The sequence below is a fragment of the Rhodococcus sp. 5A-K4 genome, assembly GCF_046097995.1.
Taxonomy (GTDB): Bacteria; Actinomycetota; Actinomycetes; order Mycobacteriales; family Mycobacteriaceae; genus Rhodococcus_F; species Rhodococcus_F erythropolis.
In genome coordinates this window covers 1-17,354 of record NZ_JBJURM010000015.1, presented here as the reverse complement: position 1 = coordinate 17,354, position 17,354 = coordinate 1, and the positions used below count along the sequence as shown (strand labels likewise).

Below are 17,354 nucleotides of genomic sequence, written 5' to 3'. Positions count from 1 at the left end.
GCGACTTACTCGTCAGGCCAGCCGCCCAGAACCGTTACGCGGTACTCCTGGTCGACCAGCCTGGCGGGTACGTCGAGTTGATGTAGCCAGTCGATGGCCGAACCGCCCATGCCGACCGCAACCCGACTGAATGCGGCGGCCTGGGCGCAGGAAGATGCAATCACCGACACCGTGCGCCACATCGGCGTCGCCGTCGATTCGCGGTGTAGTGGTTTGACGGTGCTGGCTGTGGCGATCCCGCAGTCGGAAGGAAGCGCTACCTGGCACGTCGGGTCGCCGGGCAGGTCTTGAACCTGAATCTGCCAGCCGTCTTCCGGCGCCGGGCCGGCAACCGCGATGTTCCCGCCGAGGCCGACCAGTACTCCGCACCCGAGAAGCGTGGCGGTCGATGCCGCGCAGTGGTCCGCTGAACTGGCGCGGGCCGTCGCGGACAGATCGAGAACGACGTCGTCCGGGCTGTACACGCGGTTGTTCTCGACGCGAATCTTCCACCAGGAGTGAGGGTCTGCCGACCCGGCCGTCGGCGTGAGTTTGCCGTCGGTCAGTCGTGCGACAGCCAACGCGTCTTCGAGGAAGTGCGCGAACATCGGGGTCACGGCGACGCCGTCGACGTTGCTCGCGGCGCTGACATAGGTACGAATCTCGGAGTCGGCACGATCTCGATTGGTGGCAGCGTCGGCAGCGGTGAGGTACCCGCGCACCAGGCTGGCCGCGGAGGGAAGGACCTCAGGGTCGGTGACGACAACCCGGGCCTGCACACCCCACGTGAGCCACTCGGAGGCCGAGCGCGGAGTGCTCACGAACCGTTGGAGACGGCGTCCGGGGTTCCGAATCCGGCGACCACGACGGGCCGCTTCGCTACGGGATTCTTGGTGTGAGAAGCCGAGGTGTCCGGCGCGAGTGCCGTGGCAGTGGGAGAAGAAACGAGTGAAAGTCCGCCGCTTGCGAGTGCTCCCGCCACAGCCGTGGCTGCGAGGGCGAGGCGAACGGGTCGATACACCGTAGTGCGTCCCCGGGCGGGTCGTGGCCGATCGTCGCTCATGCACTCAGCTTGCACGCCGAACCTGAGAAAAGCCTTGGTGTCTGTAGTCATTTGCGTAACGCCCACCGAGATAAATGAGACATTGGTTACAGGAGTCGCGAGACTGAGCCGTGTCGAATGCATGTTCGAAAGGGTAGATGTTCGCACCGACAAGTTTCGGGTACGACCACGTACGTAGATTTTCAGAGGTTTATCGGAGGTTCGGATGGCAGTCGGTGTCCTGGCGATCGCTGTGTCGATCGGCACCGCACTGGGCGTGATGAGTGGAACTCTCGGAGCGCCCGCACAAGTCGAGAAGAACGAGTCTTCGAATGCTGCAGTCTCACTTGCAGCCTGGAACGGACCGGCACGAACTCAGGACACACCTGAGGGAATCGTGCCTTCCGTACCCTCCAACTTTCCGGGAGCGACATTGGCGCCCGTTGGAGCGGTGGCGGTGTTCGCGCCGTGGATCAAGAAGGCCGGTGCTCTGTGCTCGGAGATCACGCCCGCGGTGATCGCTTCGCTGTACTCGGTCGAGAACGGATTCAAGTACGGACCCGATACCGACATCTCACCGGAAGGTGGGCGCGGGCCTGGCCGCTTCACCACCGCAGCGTGGACGGCATACGGCAAGGACGGTGACGGCGACGGAAAGATGGACATCCTGGGCGTTGCCGATCCGGTGATGACAACCGGATACCGGTTGTGCGATCTCGTGAAGCAAGCGCAGTCCTGGCAGAAGTCCGGTGAGGTCGAGGGCGATACCGTCGACCTCGCGCTCGCTGCCTACGACGTCGGGCCGGACGCAATTCGCGAAGCGGGCGGCGTCCCCGCCGACAAGGCGGGCGAGGTTCCCGCGGAGCAGGCGGTCGCCGCTCCGTTTGTCGCACAGATCAAATCGTTGCAGGACTCGTTCGCTCTGATGCTCGCCCCCTTCGACTACAACAACCTCGCCGCTGCCGTTGGCGGCGTCGTCGAGGCCGGTCTGAAGTTTCTCGGATTGCCGTACGTGTGGGGCGGCGGAAACATCAACGGGCCCTCGATGGGCGGGTTCGACTGCTCGGGTCTGACGTCGTACGCGATCCACGCGGCCACCGGAGTGACTCTGCCCCGGACCTCGGAGACACAGTGGGGCGTCGGCGTCGAGGTCCCGCTGGATCAGGCGCAGCCCGGTGACCTGTTGTTCGGCAACTGGCAGGCAGGCGGTCCCGGCCATGTGGCGATCTATGTCGGGAACGGACAGATGCTTCACGCACCCACATTCGGTGACGTGGTGAAGGTCGGCCCGATCTTCGCCGGCATGAAGGCTCGCCGCGTGGTGTGAGTGGGCCGGAACTGCAACGCCGACAGAGCAAGAAGCGCCACCCGACCGAGTCGGGTGGCGCTTCTTTTCAGAGCTGGTACAGCCGATCAGCTGTGGTAAGGCTCCGCGCTCAGCAGCGTGACCTTCATGGTGCTGCCGTTGGGCAGGTTGTACTCACGCGTGTCGCCGACCTTGGCTTCGAGCAGCGCGCCGCCCAGCGGTGAGTTCGGGGAGTAGACCTCGAGCTTGGCGTCACGTGCGCCTTCTTCGCGGGTAGCGATGAGGAACGTCTCGGTGTCACTCTCGTCGCCGTCGTAGTAGACCTTGACTACGGATCCGGGCAGTGCAACACCGGACTGAGTGGGGGCCTCGCCGACCTTTGCGCTGTTCAGCAGCTCCTGGAGCTGGCGAATGCGGGCTTCCTGCTGACCCTGCTCTTCGCGGGCAGCGTGGTAGCCGCCGTTCTCTTTCAGGTCACCCTCTTCGCGACGCTCGTTGATCTCGGCGGCGATGACCGGGCGATTGGCGATGAGCTGGTCGAGTTCGTTCTTGAGCCTGTCATGTGATTCCTGGGTAAGCCAGGTCACCTGGGTCTCGGTCATCTCGATCACTCCCTAGTAGTCGGAGCCGGGGGCTCCCTCGACGATCGCTGCAACAGCAGCGAACAACGACTCGGAAGCACCACCAGGGATGCAACCTTGCCGTCAAACCTTGCGTCAATGCAGCAATACACGGTTCCACCCGGAACCGTGTATCGGGCAATTCTATCACGCATGACTACCCGCCCTGTCCGGCGCCAAACGTCCGGCAGGGTGGATGCGTTCCGAGGTCAGCTCTTGGTCAGGTACTCCGGAACGTCGAAGCTGCAGCCGTAGACGTCGGCCATGCCTGGCGGCTGGGACGTCTTGACCTCGGTGTTGAACTCGAGGGTCTGATGCTCGGAGGACGGGACGTAGACCTCACGTCGTCCGGTTTCGGATCCGTCCTTCGAGCGAGCGCGCACGATGCACATCGCGTCACGTGACGAGTCGTCGCGTGTGACGGTGAAGCGAATCTTCACCGTGGAGTCGTTGGCGATGTCGAACGAGATGGTCTCGGTCTCGATTTCCTTGACCGCAAATTTTCCGTACGCGTAGTACGCGATTCCGCCGCCTACGACGATGACGAGTGCGGTCAGAGCCCACACCATCCACTTGCGGGGACTGCTCGTGCGAGTTGTGCTCGGGTACCGATCTTGGGGAAGCGGTTTGCTCATCACTCTGCTCTCGAAGACTCGAGTTCACGTGTCGTGCAGCAACTGACTGTGTCCCGCCGAATTACCGAAGGGGTCACGGCTGCGCCAGGAACTCTCGGGTGGAACTATAGAGGACGTGTCCCGTCGCGCCGTCGGTAGGTTTGTCGGCAGTCGGTACGTTTGACGGCAACCACCCGGAGTAATCCGAGCGGTGCACAGCGTGTGACTCGAAGACTGCCGGTGACGGCTACAGGTGAACTGCCGGTGACGGCTACAAGTGAACTGCCGGCAACGGCTACAGGTGAAGTTGAGGTGAACGAACACGTGAGCGGATTCCGGCTCATGGCCGTCCATGCCCATCCCGACGACGAGTCGAGCAAGGGTGCGGCCACCACCGCCCGTTATGCAGCCGAAGGCCACGAAGTGATGGTCCTGACGCTCACCGGGGGTGAGCGTGGCGACATTCTCAACCCGGCCATGGACGTTCCCGGTGTCCGCGATCGAATCAGCGAAGTTCGCCAGGAGGAGATGGCCGAGGCCGCTCGCATCCTGGGCGTGAAGCAGCGCTGGCTCGGTTTCGTCGATTCCGGGCTCCCCGAGGGTGATCCTCTTCCGCCGCTGCCCGAAGGGTGCTTCGCCCTCGTTCCGCTCGAAGAGTCGACGCGCGCTCTGGTCAAGGTGATTCGCGAGTTCCGTCCCCACGTCGTCACGACGTACGACGAGAACGGCGGATACCCGCACCCGGACCACATCCGGTGCCACGAGGTGTCGATGGCTGCCTACGAGGCCGCTGCCGATCCCGAGTACTTCCCCGAGGACGGTCAGCCGTGGGAAATCAAGAAGGTCTACTACTCGCACGGATTCATCCGTAAGCGCCTCGAACTCTTCCAGGAGGAGTACGAGCGTCGCGGTGAGCCGTTCCCGATGGCGGACTGGCTCAAGAAGTGGAAGACCGAGCGCGGCGACATGATGGTTCGGGTGACCACTCAGGTCACGTGCGGCGACTACTTTCCCCAGCGCGACGACGCTCTGCGTGCGCACGCGACGCAGATCGATCCCAACGGTTCGTTCTTCGCTGTGCCGCTCGATATTCAGCAGAAGATCTGGCCCACCGAGGAATTCGAGCTCGCCAAGACGCGGGTCACCACGTCCATTCCGGAAACCGACCTGTTCGCAGGTCTCGAAGAGGACGCTCAGAAGTGAATGCTCTGTCCGCCGAGGTAGTTCTCGGCACCACACAATTTCTTGCTCAGACCCCGAGTAACCCATCCGGCCCGGAGTTCGGAAAGTCGTCTCCGGTCGGCCTGCTGGTGATTCTTGCGCTGCTCATCGGTGTGATCCTCTTGGTCCGGTCGATGAACCGCCAGCTCAAGAAGCTGCCGGAAACGTTCGAACCGGATCATCCCGAACTCGATCAGCAGGCAGACGAAGGCACCGACCGGGGAGCGATCACAGCTCCGAGCCCGGCGGAACCGAACGTCTCTACCGAGAAGAAGCCGAAGCAAGAATCCTGAGACGAACGAGGTAGCGACGATGGACCCACGGCTGCGGAACAACCTGGGTGGGTCCTCGAGCCCCTACCTGCGTCAGCACGCCGACAATCCGGTCCACTGGCAACAGTGGGGCGAAGAGGCGATGGAGTGGGCGCGCGAGCGCAACGTGCCGATCCTTCTCTCGATCGGATACTCGGCGTGCCACTGGTGCCACGTCATGGCGCACGAGTCGTTCGAGAACGACGAGATCGCGGCCGTCATGAACGCGAACTTCGTCTGTGTGAAGGTGGACCGCGAAGAACGTCCCGACATCGACGCCGTCTACATGAATGCGACGGTCGCGATGACCGGTCAGGGCGGCTGGCCCATGACCTGTTTTCTGACTCCCGACGGTTCACCGTTCTACTGCGGCACGTATTACCCGCCGACGCCTCGCGGCGGAATGCCGTCGTTCACACAGCTTCTCGAAGCGATAGTCGACACCTTCACGAATCGGCGCGACGAGGTCGACAACGCGGCGCAGTCGATCGTCACGGAACTTCAGCGCGCGTCTGGCGGAATTCCGTACGGCGGAGCGCCTATCGACGCCGAACTGCTGAACGCGGCGGGTCGATCGATCCTCGGTGACGAGGACATCCCGCGCGGGGGATTCGGTGGGGCACCGAAGTTTCCACCGTCGGCACTACTGGAGGGGCTGCTCCGACAGTTCGAGCGAACGGGTTCGGGCGAGATCCTCGGCGGTATCGAGCGCACCGCCGAAGCAATGGCACGCGGCGGTATCTACGACCAGTTGGGCGGGGGATTCTCGCGCTACTCGGTCGATGCCGAGTGGGTGGTTCCGCACTTCGAGAAGATGCTCTACGACAATGCGTTGCTCCTGCGGTTCTACGCGCACTTGGCGCGGCGAACCGGATCGGACCTGGCCACCCGCGTAGCCAGGGAGACCGCAGGATTTTTGCTCTCCGATCTGCTGACCGAGAACGGTTGCTTCGCTTCGGCTCTCGATGCCGACACCGACGGCGTCGAAGGCCTCACGTACGTATGGACGCCGACGCAGCTGGTCGAGGTACTCGGTGCGGAGGACGGGCAGTGGGCGGCGGACTTGTTCCGGGTCACCGATACCGGAACCTTCGAAGAGGGTGCGTCGGTATTGCAATTGCTCCGTGACCCCGACGACTGGTCGCGCTGGCAGACGGTCTCCGACGCTCTCCGTGCCGCCCGGGCTCAGCGTCCACAGCCTGGCCGCGACGACAAAGTGGTGACGGCCTGGAACGGGTTGACCGTCACGGCTTTGACGGAAGCGGGACTTGCCCTGGACCGACCCGACTGTATCGCGGCGGCCGCCGAGTGCGCTGGCGCTCTTCTCGACCTTCACCTGGTGGACGGTCATTTGCGTCGCGCTTCCCTCGGCGGGGCTGTCGGCACCCCGACGGCAGTGCTCGAGGATTACGCAATGTTGGCCACCGGCCTCCTGGCTCTCTACCAGGCAACGGGATTCGCGCGGTGGCTCGATGCGGCGCAGCAGTTGCTCGACGTCACGCTCGACCACTTCGCCGATCCGGCCGAGCCGGGAAGCTGGTTCGACACGGCCGATTTCGCGGAGTCCCTCGTCACACGGCCCCGAGACCCGTTGGACGGCGCGACGCCGTCCGGTGCGTCGAGCGTCGCGGAGGCTCTGTTGACCGCGGCGGCGTTGACCGATGCCGGTCGATCCTCTCGTTACGCCCAGGCCGCGGCGGACGCGTTGGCGAGGGCCACGCTGCCGCTCGAGCGTGCGCCTCGGTCGGCGGGACACTGGCTCACAGTGGCGGAAGCGTCGTTGCGTGGTCCGATACAGGTTGCCGTCGTCGGGGAAGGTTCGCTGTTGGCCGATGCCCGGCGGCTTGCCCCGGGTGGTGCAGTGGTTGTCGGCGGAGCGCCGGATTCTTCACCGCTGCTTGCAGATCGCCCCCTTGTCGACGACGGTGAAGCCGCGTACATCTGTCGGGGATTCGTGTGTGATCGGCCGGTGACGACGGTGGTGGAACTGGCGAATCAGTTGAACACGACGAGCCATACCGCGATGTAGTGGCAGATCGCTGCAATGACAGTGGCAGCGTGGAAGAACTCGTGATGCCCGAACGTCGTCGGCCACGGGTTGGGCCATTTTGTCGCGTACAGAATTGCGCCGACGCTGTAGAAGATTCCGCCGACGAGCAGCAGCACCATCGGCGCCACACCGACCTGGTGTGTCAGTTCACCGACCACGGGAACGATCGCCCAGCCGAGGAGAAGGTAGAGCGGTACCCCCACCCATTTCGGCGCGGTGGGCCAGAGCATCTTGAGGGCAACGCCGGCCAGTGCACCTGCCCACACGATCGCAAGAATGATCTTGCCGGTGTGGGTGGGAAGGCCGAGCATGGCGAACGGTGTGTAGCTGCCGGCGATGAAGAGAAAGATCATCGAATGGTCAGCACGCTTCATCCACGTACGGCCCTTGACGGTCTGCCACTGGATGCGGTGATACGTCGCGCTGATGCCGAAGAGGCCGCAGATCGTGATGCTGTAGATCGCGGTTGCCCAAGCCGCCTTGGCGCCCACCTGAGCGCCGGCTACGGAGACGAGAACGATGCCCGCGACGACGGAGACACCGAGCGCCCACAGATGGATCCAACCGCGCATGCGTGGTTTGACCGGAAGCTCGTCGAGCCCGAATGCCGTCATGTGCAACCCCTCTCGTTCCATGCTGTTGCGAACTGCGTAACCTACGGTACCGTAGGTTACGCACCAGTAGCATAACCTACCTGCGGGTTTTCGACGCGTACAAAAAGCGTGACGGCGCTCGCATGTGGCTGTCACTGCCGGGCGTAGTCTTTGACACCATGGTGATGTCACGGTGAATCTGCGCGGACTGCTGTACAGCATCTACGAGCGACGGCTCCTCAGTCATCTCGACGGTCTCGCGCACCCACGGCACGTAGCCGTGATGTGTGACGGAAACCGGCGATGGGCTCGCGAGAACGGCTTCACCGATGTCAGTCACGGGCACCGCATGGGCGCGCTCAAAATTGCCGAATTGCTCGAGTGGTGCGACGCCGCCGGAATCGAGATGGCAACCATCTACCTGCTCTCGACCGAGAACCTGCGCCGCGAGCCGGAAGAACTCGACACGCTCCTCGAGATCATCACCGACGTCGTCGAAGAGATCTCCGGGCCCGGCAAGAACTGGAGTGTGCAGATCGTCGGTGCTCTCGATCTTCTGCCCCCCGAGCAGTCCAGGCGCTTGCGGGAAGCGGCGGCGGGGACCAGTGGCCGAACCGGGACACATGTCAACGTCGCGATCGGATACGGCGGACGTCAGGAGATCGCCGACGCCGTCCAATCGCTCCTGCGTGACAAGATCGGTGCGGGTCTGAGCGGAGACGAACTGATCCAGGCTGTCACAGTCGACGGCATCGACGGTCATTTGTACACGTCGGGACAGCCCGATCCGGATCTGGTGATCCGCACCTCCGGCGAGCAGCGGCTCTCCGGATTCCTGTTGTGGCAGAGCGCTTATTCGGAGATCTGGTTCACCGAGGCGTACTGGCCCGAGTTCCGTCGAGTCGACTTTCTTCGAGCCTTGCGTGACTACGCGGCGCGCCACCGCCGGTTCGGCGCCTGAGCCGTCTCAGAGCTTGCGCAGGCGCAGCCGGTTGATCGTGTGATCGGCGTCCTTGCGCAGTACCAGGGTTGCGCGGGGGCGGGTGGGGAGAATGTTCTCCACCAGGTTCGGGTGATTGATCGAGTTCCAGATCTCCTTCGCCGCGATGGTCGCGTCACGGTCGGAGAGGCCGGAGTAGTGGTGAAAGTGAGCGTTCGGATCGGCGAACGACGTGTTGCGTAGCGCGAGGAACCGCTGGATGTACCAGGCTTCGATGTCCTCGATACGGGCGTCGACGTAGATCGAGAAGTCGAACAGATCGGAGACCATCAGACGCGGGCCGGTCTGCAGGACGTTGAGGCCCTCGATGATGAGGATGTCAGGCTGGCGGATCAGGTGGTACTGGCCCGGGATGATGTCGTACGACGTATGCGAATAGACCGGCGCCGCTACCTCTTCCGCCCCGGACTTGACTTCGGTGACGAAGCGCAACAGCTTGCGGCGATCGTAACTTTCGGGAAAACCCTTGCGGTGCATGATGCCCCGACGCTGGAGTTCCCTGGTCGGATAGAGGAATCCGTCCGTGGTGACGAGGTCGACGCGTGGATGGTGGTCCCAGCGGGCCAGGAGAGCTTGCAGCACACGAGCAGTCGTGGATTTTCCGACCGCGACCGAACCGGCGACACCGATGACGAAGGGCACCTGACGGTCGGGATGCTTCTCACCGAGGAACGTCGCGGTGGCCGCGAACAGCCGTTGGCGTGCCGCCACCTGCAGGTGGATCAGACGTGCGAGGGGGAGATAAACCTCGGCAACTTCTTCGAGATCGATCTGCTCGCCGAGACCACGCAGGCCGTACAACTCGTCCTCGGTCAACACCAGCGGCGTCGACTTACGCAGTGTCCGCCACTGCTTGCGGTCGAACTCGACGTAGGGACTCGATTCGTTGGTGCGCGCCATCAGCCCAGCTCACCGGCATGTAGTGAACCCGGGGCCCGGCGGACGAAACAGCTATGCGAGCAAGCCAGGCGCGTGTGCGCACGATCCGAGTGCATAGTCGGATTGTGCTCGGTGCCACGTCCGGGACTTTCGCCGGGTGGCATTCCGGAGCGAGCGGCTAGGCTCGGTCGTTATGGATCCAGACACACTTGTTCGCCAATATCTGCTGCTCGGACTGGGTTTCGACCGTCTCGAAGACGGGTTCGTCGACGCGTTCACCGGTGACCCCGCGCTGCGTAAGCAGATCGAGAGCGCCCCGAAGCCCGATCCGCGTGAACTTGCCCGCACGGCACGTGAATTGCGGGGCGAGCTGGCCGGAAGTGGTCTGAATGCCGAGCGCGCTCACTTCATCGACGTTCACCTTCGCGCCCTGGAATGCTCCGGGCGCAAGTTCGCGGGTGAGGACATCGGCTTCGTGGACGAGGTGGAGGCGTACTTCGACGTACGAATCGAAAAGGGAAACGAGGACGCCTACAGCGACGCGCACCGGTTGATGGGTGAAGTTCTGCCCGGTCCGGGACCGCTGGCACAGCGAGTGCAGGCGCATCGCAAGGCCGACGAGATCCCCGCGGCGAGACTGAACGAGTGCGTCGAGGCAATGTCGAGTGCGCTGCGCGATCTGGTCCGCGGCACGTTCGGGCTTCCGGCGTCGGAAACCGTCGAATACGAAGTGGTGGGGGACAAGCCGTGGTCCGGCTTCAACTACTACCTTGGTGACTACCGCTCCAAGGTTGCGATCAATTCGGATCTGCCGCAGTTCATGGCCAACCTGCCGCGGCTGATCGCGCACGAGTCCTACCCCGGCCATCACACCGAGCATTGCCGTAAGGAAGCCGGTCTGGTCGGTTCGGGTCAGCTCGAGCAGACACTGTTCCTGGTCAACACGCCGCAGTGCATCATGGCCGAAGGCCTTGCAGATCTGGCGCTGGAAGCGATCGTCGGTCCGGAGTGGGGCTTGTGGGCGCAGGACATCTACGCCGATCTCGGCTTGTCTTTCGACGGGGAAAAGGCGCAACGGCTCTCCGCCGCGTCGGGGCAACTGCTGAGTGTTCGTCAGGATGCCGCTCTGATGTTGCACGACGAGGGGCGCAGCCTCGACGACGTGGCACTGTTCCTCGAACGGTGGTCGCTGTCGACGCCGGAACGCGCTCGCCAATCGCTCAAGTTCCTGTCTTCACCGCTGTGGCGGGCGTACACCAGCACGTATGTCGAGGGATACCGGCTGCTCGGGGGCTGGCTGGACGAGGTGCCGGTGGGCGCAGAGCGCACCGAACGCTTCCGCAGGCTGCTCGACGAGCCGCTGGTCCCCAGCTCTCTGCGTGCTGCCTAGTGCCGGGTGGAGACGGCGGGAGCGAACTTCGTAGACTGGACGCATTCGTTTCCGCATCCAGCTTGGAGATTCCTCGATGACCGCTGTGCCCGGCTCCGACGTCAACTCTGCATCACTCGCCGAACTCGACCCCGAAGTCGCCGAGGCGATGGCTGGTGAATTGGCTCGTCAGCGCGACACGCTCGAGATGATCGCGTCGGAGAACTTCGTTCCCCGCTCGGTTCTGCAGGCTCAGGGCAGCGTCCTGACCAACAAGTACGCCGAGGGCTACCCGGGACGTCGTTACTACGGCGGTTGCGAGCACGTCGACGTCATCGAGGATCTGGCGCGCAACCGTGCGAAGGAACTCTTCGGTGCAGAGTTCGCGAATGTTCAGCCGCACTCGGGCGCACAGGCCAACGCTGCTGTTCTGATGGCACTGATGAACCCGGGTGAGAAGCTGCTCGGCCTCGACCTTGCACACGGTGGTCACCTCACGCACGGCATGAAGCTGAACTTCTCCGGCAAGTTGTACGACGTCGCGTCCTACGGCGTCAGCAAGGAAGATCACCGCATCGACATGGACGAGGTGCGCTCGATCGCCCTCGCCGAGAAGCCGAAGGTCATCGTTGCCGGTTGGTCCGCGTACCCGCGTCAGCAGGACTTCGCGGCGTTCCGTGCGATCGCCGACGAGGTCGGGGCGTACCTGTGGGTGGACATGGCTCACTTCGCCGGACTGGTTGCCGCAGGCCTGCACCCGTCGCCCGTCCCGTACGCGGATGTCGTCTCCTCGACCGTCCACAAGACACTCGGTGGACCGCGTTCCGGCCTGATCCTGGCGAAGAAGGAGTGGGCCAAGAAGCTCAACTCCGCTGTCTTCCCGGGTCAGCAGGGTGGACCGCTCATGCACGCCATCGCGGCCAAGGCAGTCACCTTCAAGATCGCTGCCGGTGAAGAGTTCAAGGATCGTCAGGCACGCACCCTTTCCGGTGCGCGCATCCTTGCCGAGCGTCTGGGCAACAAGGACGTCGCAGACCAGGGCATCAGTGTCCTGACCGGCGGCACAGACGTCCACCTCGTTCTCGTGGACCTGCGTAACTCGCAGCTCGACGGCCAGCAGGGTGAGGACCTTCTGCACGAAATCGGCATCACGGTCAACCGCAACGCTGTTCCGTTCGATCCCCGCCCGCCGATGACCACCTCCGGTCTGCGTATCGGTACCGCAGCGTTGGCCACCCGCGGATTCGGCGATGCCGAGTTCACCGAGGTCGCCGACATCATCGGTACCGCTCTGGCCGGCAACGCGGATCTGCCGGCGCTGCGTGCGCGCGTCGCCAAGCTCGCCCTCGACCTTCCGCTGTACGACGGTCTCGAGAACTGGGGCCTGCTCAGCAAGAACGTCTAGGTATTCCTTCACCGACGGCCCGGTCCCTTTCGAGGGGCCGGGCCGCTGGTTTTTTGCCAGTCGCGGATTGTGGCATCGGTCACATGACCGATGGTGGCCGAGTTCGGCGCTTCCTAGCCTGAGAGCATCACCCCTCCGGCGAAGGAAACCCCATGACCGAACAGAATCTGCATTGGCTCTCCGCTACCGAGATGGCGGCGTCGGTCGCGTCGAACAGTCTCTCGCCCAACGAGATTGCCGAAGCGATGATCCAGCGCGTCGACGCCGTCAATCCGTCGATCAACGCGATAGTGCAGTTCGATCGCGAGCAGGTCACGCGCGACGCGGCCGAACTCTCACGGCAACAGGAATCGGGCGAGAAACTCGGCCCGCTGCACGGCGTTCCATTCACGATCAAAGATCTGACGGCAGTCGACGGGCTGCCGACCACGTTCGGGATGAAGCCGATGGCCGACAACATCGCGACGGGAAATGCCGTCGTCGTGGACAGGCTGCGCGGCGCCGGCGGACTGTTCCTGGGAAAGACGAACACTCCCGAAAGCGGTTACTACGGTGGCACGGACAACCACCTGTACGGGCCGACGCACAACCCGTGGAAGCTCGGCAACAGCGCGGGCGGGTCCAGTGGCGGTGCGTCGGCTGCTGTGGCTGCAGGCCTCGGGCCACTTGCCGAGGGCAGTGACGGCGCCGGATCGGTGCGTATCCCGTCGGCGCTCTGCGGGGTCGTCGGGCTCAAACCGACCACCGGCGTGATTCCTCAGACCATCCTGGCCGGGCGCTTCTACAACTGGGCGTACCACGGTCCGATCACCAGGACCGTCGCCGACAACGCGCTGATGCTCGACATCATGGCCGGGCCGGACAATGCGGATCCGCTCTCGATCGAGCGTGCGGAGACCTCGTACGTCGAAGCGGCGAAGGGTGACGTGAAGGGGCTTCGCGTCGCGTGGTCGACGAATCTCGGCCTCGGCCATGTTGATCCGGAGGTGCTGGCGGTGTGCCTCGACGCGCTGGCGGCATTCGAGGAATTGGGTGCCCAGATCACCGAGGCCACCCCGCAGTGGGGAAATCCGTCGGAGTCGATGTGGAACGGCATCTGGGTTCCCGGTTTCGCTTCCGAATACGACTTGCTCGACTGGGAGAACCAGCGCGGCGAGGTCGACGACAACCTGATCGAGATCATGCACGAGGCCGAGCGGCTCACCGGTGTCGACGTGGGGCGGGCCGACGCATTCCGCGGCGTCATGTGGGACACGTGGACCACGTTCATGAACGACTACGACGTGTTGGTCTCGCCGACCTTGGCTTCGGCCACGTTCCCGCTCAGTCAGTTCGCGCCGTCGTGGCTCGAAGGTGCGTCGTTGCGTGAGCAGTTGCTCGATTGGCTCTTCACCTACCCGTACAACATGCTCAACAACCCCGCGATCACCGTGCCAGCCGGATTCACCGCCGACGGTCGACCGGTGGGGCTGCAGATCGCCGCACGCCACCGCCAGGACGCACTGGTTCTGCGGACTGCCGCGAACTTCGAAGCGGTGCGTCCGTGGGCGGACAGGAAGCCGGCCGATTCACTGGTGGTGGCCTAGCTCACACGATTGGCTAGATTGGTGTGATGACGTCTGTACTGCCTGATCGCGGCGCTGGACCTGACATGTTCGCGCCGCGATCGCCGGCGGCCGGGGCGTACGGCATTCTCGGCCTGTGCGCCGAAGAACTCCGCACACGTGGACTCGCGTACTCGGCTGCGGCGGTCACGTACCGAGACCCGTCGAGCGGACGGCATCGGGCTCTGGCGAGTTCCGGATACGACGCCAGGGTGCTCGAGTTCCTGCTCGACGACTTCGTCGCCGATCGCAATCTCTTCGGCATCATTCGCGAGGCTTCGGGCGTGCCAGTGTTCTGGCAGGACGTGCCACGATTCGAGCAGGTCGAGATGGTTACCGATGTTCTGCGGCCGTCCGGGTACGCCGAGGGCGCGTCGGTCGCATTGGGGTTCTCCGGCCGTGAGGTGACCGGATTGCTGCACATGAGCTTCGCGGATTCCGGCGTCGTCGATCGCGTGCGCGAGGTGGTGGCGGCGTCCAGCGCGGCCTGCTCGCGCGTCGTGGGGGACCAGGTGGCGCTCGATCGTGTCCATCTGAGCCCACGGGAGATCCAGGTACTGCAATTGGTGGCCAGGGGCGCGGGCAATGTCGAGATCGCCGAGGAGTTGTTCGTCAGCCGTCGCACCGTCGCCACCCACCTCGAGAACATCTTCGTCAAGACCGGAACCAATTCGCGGGTTCAGGCAGCGGTGCGCGCCGCGAAGTGGGGTCTGATCGAGTCCTGAGTGACGCTGAATCACACGAGTGGCATTTTGTTACCTGGCGTTCACCAGATGTGCGGCTCGTTCCGTGGCGCGAGTGTCCGATCCGCAGTACCGTCGGCAGTAACGAGTAACCAGAAGTTACTTGTGCGGGAGGTTCTGATCGTGACTGAAACACTCAGTACGAGAGGGCCGGCGCCCGGCCCTTGTTTCAGCTGACACAGCGTCACCTGACACCAGAGCCGTCCGGCCCAGCGAGCTGAGTTTGCGCGGGTGCCGCGCAGACCTAGGAGCCCAACGTGACTGCATCACGCTCCGTCTCTGCCCACTCGGCCCGGGCTGATCTATCAGCCGGGAATCATTCGGGAGATGCACTTCGCACGTACGTCTTGGATACCTCGGTACTACTGTCCGATCCATGGGCTGTCACTCGATTTGCCGAACACCACGTGGTACTGCCACTGGTCGTGATCAGCGAACTCGAAGGCAAGCGACACCACCACGAACTGGGATGGTTCGCCCGAGAATCGCTCCGCATGCTCGACGATCTCCGGATCGAATACAGCCGCCTCGACCGTCCGGTACCGATCGGCACCGAGAACGGGACACTGCAGGTCGAACTCAATCACACCGACCCTGCGGTCTTACCCGTCGGATTCCGCACGGACAGTAACGATTCGAGGATTCTGGCGTGCGCGCTGAACCTTGCGGCGGAGGGCAAGGACGTAGTCCTCGTCAGTAAGGACATTCCGCTTCGTGTGAAGGCAGGCGCGGTGGGACTACCTGCCGACGAGTACCACGCTCACGACGTCGTGCCATCCGGATGGACGGGCATGACCGAGCTGGACGTCGCCTCGACGGACATCGACGAGCTGTTCAACGAGGGTTTCCTGGACCTTGACGAAGCGCGAGATCTGCCGTGTCACACGGGTCTTCGTCTGCTCGGTGGTTCGTCGAGCGCCCTCGGTCGGGTGACTCCCGACAAGCGCATCCAGTTGGTGCGCGGTGAGCGTGAGGCGTTCGGACTGCACGGCCGCTCTGCCGAGCAGCGCATTGCGCTCGATCTCCTCATGGACGAGAGCATCGGCATCATCTCTCTCGGCGGCAAGGCAGGCACCGGTAAGTCGGCCTTGGCTCTGACAGCAGGTTTGGAAGCCGTTCTCGAGCGCCGCACCCAGCGCAAGGTCGTCGTCTTCCGTCCGCTGTATGCCGTTGGCGGACAAGAACTCGGCTACCTTCCCGGTAGTGAGAGCGAGAAGATGGGCCCGTGGGCTCAGGCCGTTTTCGACACTCTCGACGGGTTGGCTTCGCCGGAGGTTCTCGAAGAGGTTCTCGCCCGCGGAATGCTGGAAGTGCTGCCGCTGACGCACATTCGCGGTCGGTCGCTGCACGATTCGTTCGTGATCGTCGACGAAGCGCAGTCACTCGAACGAAATGTTCTGCTGACAGTGCTTTCTCGTCTGGGAACCGGCTCGCGGGTGGTTCTCACGCACGACGTCGCGCAGCGTGACAACCTGCGAGTGGGCAGGCACGACGGAGTTGCGGCCGTCATCGAGAAGCTCAAGGGGCACCCGCTTTTTGCGCACATCACACTCACGCGCAGTGAGCGGTCGCCGATCGCCGAGTTGGTGACCGACATGCTCGAGGAGTTCGGCCCTACTTCCTGAGAAGCGATCTCCCCGTGCGGACTTCGGTCTGCACGGGGAGATTCTTGGGTTTTCAGTAGTTCAGTTTTGCAGCGGTCCGAGTTCGTTGTCGAGAACTTCCTGCACCACACGCATTGCCGCCAGCCCCGCCGGCGCGCCGCAGTACGCGCTCGCGTGGATCACGGTTTCGACGATCTCGGTGCGCGTCAAGCCGTTTCGTAGTGCTCCGCGTACGTGGCCTTTGAGTTCGTTCTCCGCGCGCAGCGCGATCAGCATCCCCAGATTGATCAGACTGCGGCTGCGGCGATCGAGTCCGGGACGCGTCCATACCGAACCCCAGACGTTGGCCGTCACGAAGTTCTGCAGTTCTTCGCTGTCGGTGCCGCGGGTGCGCTCGAAGGCGGCGTCGACAAAATCGGCCCCCATGACTTCGGTGCGCACAGCCAAGCCGGCGTCGAAGGAGTCAGGCGTGGTGTTCTCGGGCATGGCAGGTTCGCTCGCTTTCGGCAGGTGATTTCAGGCCGGAGCAAGCCTACTTCGTGTCCCGCTCCCGACGACTGCACGGCCGACCGCGGTCACCACACCCCACGCGACGTCTCGCAGACTGAAGTAGTCACGCCAGACGGAGACCTTGCCGTCGCGCAGTTCGAAAGTTCCGCACACCCAGAATTCGATGCGCAGCGGCCCGACGGTCAGGATGTCGGTGCGTTCGGTGAGCACCGTGGACTCGTCGCCGACGATGTGGTGCATCTCGGCCTCGAATTTCAGTGAAGGCTTGGTGACCAGACGAAGCGCTCGCACGACGGTCTTCTTGCCTCGCAGTGTGGGGAGCGAGACGTTCTGCCAGACGATGTCGTCTGTCATCAATTCGGCTGCTGCGTCCACGTCGAAATCGGTGAGGGCCGCGAACATTGCGTTCACCGTGGCTGTCGAACTACTCATGGGGTGTCCTACTTTCTTAGGTGCGGGTTTGATCCGGTCATTCGTAAGATCGGAGAGCCCCTGGGAGCTGCG

Annotated in this window: 18 protein-coding genes; 10 read left to right on the top strand and 8 right to left on the bottom strand. The window is 63.7% G+C overall.

Going from position 1 to position 17,354, the window contains the following annotated elements; translation table 11 throughout:
* Positions 1-5: 5 nt before the first annotated feature.
* On the bottom strand, positions 6-800 hold the full coding sequence (locus ACKAMS_RS19650; protein ID WP_408989408.1) for an FAD:protein FMN transferase: 795 nt from the start codon (positions 798-800) through the stop codon (positions 6-8).
* Entirely contained in the window at positions 797-1,042 is a 246-nt protein-coding gene (locus tag ACKAMS_RS19645; RefSeq protein ID WP_153211881.1) for a hypothetical protein, read from the bottom strand. Before ACKAMS_RS19645 ends, ACKAMS_RS19650 begins: the two co-directional genes overlap by 4 nt.
* A 205-nt stretch (positions 1,043-1,247) precedes the next feature.
* On the opposite strand from ACKAMS_RS19645, the gene ACKAMS_RS19640 reads away from it, so the two are divergent.
* Complete coding sequence (locus tag ACKAMS_RS19640; protein ID WP_408989407.1) at positions 1,248-2,348, top strand: NlpC/P60 family protein; 1,101 nt, start codon at positions 1,248-1,250, stop codon at positions 2,346-2,348.
* Positions 2,349-2,434: 86 nt separating this feature from the next.
* Here the strand turns inward: ACKAMS_RS19640 and greA are convergent, their stop codons facing one another.
* Complete coding sequence (gene greA / locus ACKAMS_RS19635) at positions 2,435-2,929, bottom strand: transcription elongation factor GreA (protein WP_007726385.1); 495 nt, start codon at positions 2,927-2,929, stop codon at positions 2,435-2,437.
* Between the two features lie 227 nt (positions 2,930-3,156).
* Positions 3,157-3,582, bottom strand: a complete 426-nt coding sequence (locus ACKAMS_RS19630; protein ID WP_021345049.1) for a DUF4307 domain-containing protein — start codon at positions 3,580-3,582, stop codon at positions 3,157-3,159.
* 303 nt (positions 3,583-3,885) lie between these two features.
* Here ACKAMS_RS19630 and mca point away from each other — a divergent pair, with 303 nt between their 5' ends.
* The 3 genes from mca to ACKAMS_RS19615 are packed head-to-tail and all read left to right on the top strand — an operon-like array spanning position 3,886 to position 7,122.
* Positions 3,886-4,764, top strand: coding sequence for a mycothiol conjugate amidase Mca (gene mca / locus ACKAMS_RS19625; RefSeq protein ID WP_020908526.1), 879 nt, complete (start codon positions 3,886-3,888; stop codon positions 4,762-4,764).
* Positions 4,761-5,075, top strand: coding sequence for a hypothetical protein (locus tag ACKAMS_RS19620; RefSeq protein WP_007726381.1), 315 nt, complete (start codon positions 4,761-4,763; stop codon positions 5,073-5,075). The genes mca and ACKAMS_RS19620 overlap by 4 nt, the downstream gene beginning before the upstream one ends.
* Positions 5,076-5,094: 19 nt before the next feature.
* Positions 5,095-7,122, top strand: a complete 2,028-nt coding sequence (locus ACKAMS_RS19615) for a thioredoxin domain-containing protein (protein WP_408989406.1) — start codon at positions 5,095-5,097, stop codon at positions 7,120-7,122.
* On the opposite strand, the gene trhA is transcribed toward ACKAMS_RS19615, so the two are convergent.
* Entirely contained in the window at positions 7,089-7,757 is a 669-nt protein-coding gene (gene trhA / locus ACKAMS_RS19610) for a PAQR family membrane homeostasis protein TrhA (RefSeq protein WP_020970260.1), read from the bottom strand. The genes ACKAMS_RS19615 and trhA overlap by 34 nt on opposite strands.
* Before the next feature lie 172 nt (positions 7,758-7,929).
* Between trhA and ACKAMS_RS19605 the strand changes: the two genes are divergently transcribed.
* Entirely contained in the window at positions 7,930-8,697 is a 768-nt protein-coding gene (locus ACKAMS_RS19605; protein ID WP_003945211.1) for an isoprenyl transferase, read from the top strand.
* A gap of 6 nt (positions 8,698-8,703) precedes the next feature.
* Here ACKAMS_RS19605 and coaA read toward each other — a convergent pair whose 3' ends face one another.
* Positions 8,704-9,636, bottom strand: coding sequence for a type I pantothenate kinase (coaA, locus tag ACKAMS_RS19600; protein ID WP_003945270.1), 933 nt, complete (start codon positions 9,634-9,636; stop codon positions 8,704-8,706).
* A gap of 172 nt (positions 9,637-9,808) precedes the next feature.
* Between coaA and ACKAMS_RS19595 the strand changes: the two genes are divergently transcribed.
* The 5 genes from ACKAMS_RS19595 (at position 9,809) to ACKAMS_RS19575 (ending at position 16,361) form a co-directional block, all read left to right on the top strand.
* Positions 9,809-11,005: a hypothetical protein gene (locus ACKAMS_RS19595; RefSeq protein WP_020970259.1), complete on the top strand. Its 1,197-nt coding sequence runs from the start codon at positions 9,809-9,811 to the stop codon at positions 11,003-11,005.
* 76 nt (positions 11,006-11,081) lie between these two features.
* Positions 11,082-12,389 carry a serine hydroxymethyltransferase gene (gene glyA / locus ACKAMS_RS19590; protein WP_003945195.1) on the top strand — a complete coding sequence of 436 codons (1,308 nt, stop codon included), beginning with the start codon at positions 11,082-11,084 and terminating at the stop codon, positions 12,387-12,389.
* A 152-nt stretch (positions 12,390-12,541) separates the two neighbouring features.
* Entirely contained in the window at positions 12,542-13,975 is a 1,434-nt protein-coding gene (locus ACKAMS_RS19585; protein ID WP_019744590.1) for an amidase, read from the top strand.
* A gap of 26 nt (positions 13,976-14,001) precedes the next feature.
* Positions 14,002-14,718, top strand: coding sequence for a LuxR family transcriptional regulator (locus ACKAMS_RS19580; protein WP_029255852.1), 717 nt, complete (start codon positions 14,002-14,004; stop codon positions 14,716-14,718).
* Positions 14,719-14,993: 275 nt separating this feature from the next.
* Positions 14,994-16,361 carry a PhoH family protein gene (locus ACKAMS_RS19575; RefSeq protein WP_003945274.1) on the top strand — a complete coding sequence of 456 codons (1,368 nt, stop codon included), beginning with the start codon at positions 14,994-14,996 and terminating at the stop codon, positions 16,359-16,361.
* A 60-nt stretch (positions 16,362-16,421) separates the two neighbouring features.
* Here ACKAMS_RS19575 and ACKAMS_RS19570 read toward each other — a convergent pair whose 3' ends face one another.
* Complete coding sequence (locus tag ACKAMS_RS19570; RefSeq protein WP_019744588.1) at positions 16,422-16,826, bottom strand: carboxymuconolactone decarboxylase family protein; 405 nt, start codon at positions 16,824-16,826, stop codon at positions 16,422-16,424.
* 30 nt (positions 16,827-16,856) lie between these two features.
* A complete protein-coding gene (locus ACKAMS_RS19565; RefSeq protein ID WP_019744587.1) occupies positions 16,857-17,282 on the bottom strand; it encodes a limonene-1,2-epoxide hydrolase family protein in 426 nt (141 codons plus the stop codon).
* Positions 17,283-17,354: the final 72 nt, after the last annotated feature.

Coding starts and splice junctions, on each gene's coding strand:
- ACKAMS_RS19615 (WP_408989406.1), top strand. CDS start 5,095: ATGGACCCACGGCTGCGGAACAACCTGGGTGGGTCCTCGAGCCCCTAC.
- ACKAMS_RS19595 (WP_020970259.1), top strand. CDS start 9,809: ATGGATCCAGACACACTTGTTCGCCAATATCTGCTGCTCGGACTGGGT.
- ACKAMS_RS19565 (WP_019744587.1), bottom strand. CDS start 17,282: ATGAGTAGTTCGACAGCCACGGTGAACGCAATGTTCGCGGCCCTCACC.
- trhA (WP_020970260.1), bottom strand. CDS start 7,757: ATGACGGCATTCGGGCTCGACGAGCTTCCGGTCAAACCACGCATGCGC.
- greA (WP_007726385.1), bottom strand. CDS start 2,929: ATGACCGAGACCCAGGTGACCTGGCTTACCCAGGAATCACATGACAGG.
- ACKAMS_RS19570 (WP_019744588.1), bottom strand. CDS start 16,826: ATGCCCGAGAACACCACGCCTGACTCCTTCGACGCCGGCTTGGCTGTG.
- ACKAMS_RS19640 (WP_408989407.1), top strand. CDS start 1,248: ATGGCAGTCGGTGTCCTGGCGATCGCTGTGTCGATCGGCACCGCACTG.
- ACKAMS_RS19580 (WP_029255852.1), top strand. CDS start 14,002: ATGACGTCTGTACTGCCTGATCGCGGCGCTGGACCTGACATGTTCGCG.
- ACKAMS_RS19585 (WP_019744590.1), top strand. CDS start 12,542: ATGACCGAACAGAATCTGCATTGGCTCTCCGCTACCGAGATGGCGGCG.
- glyA (WP_003945195.1), top strand. CDS start 11,082: ATGACCGCTGTGCCCGGCTCCGACGTCAACTCTGCATCACTCGCCGAA.
- ACKAMS_RS19630 (WP_021345049.1), bottom strand. CDS start 3,582: ATGAGCAAACCGCTTCCCCAAGATCGGTACCCGAGCACAACTCGCACG.
- ACKAMS_RS19645 (WP_153211881.1), bottom strand. CDS start 1,042: ATGAGCGACGATCGGCCACGACCCGCCCGGGGACGCACTACGGTGTAT.
- coaA (WP_003945270.1), bottom strand. CDS start 9,636: ATGGCGCGCACCAACGAATCGAGTCCCTACGTCGAGTTCGACCGCAAG.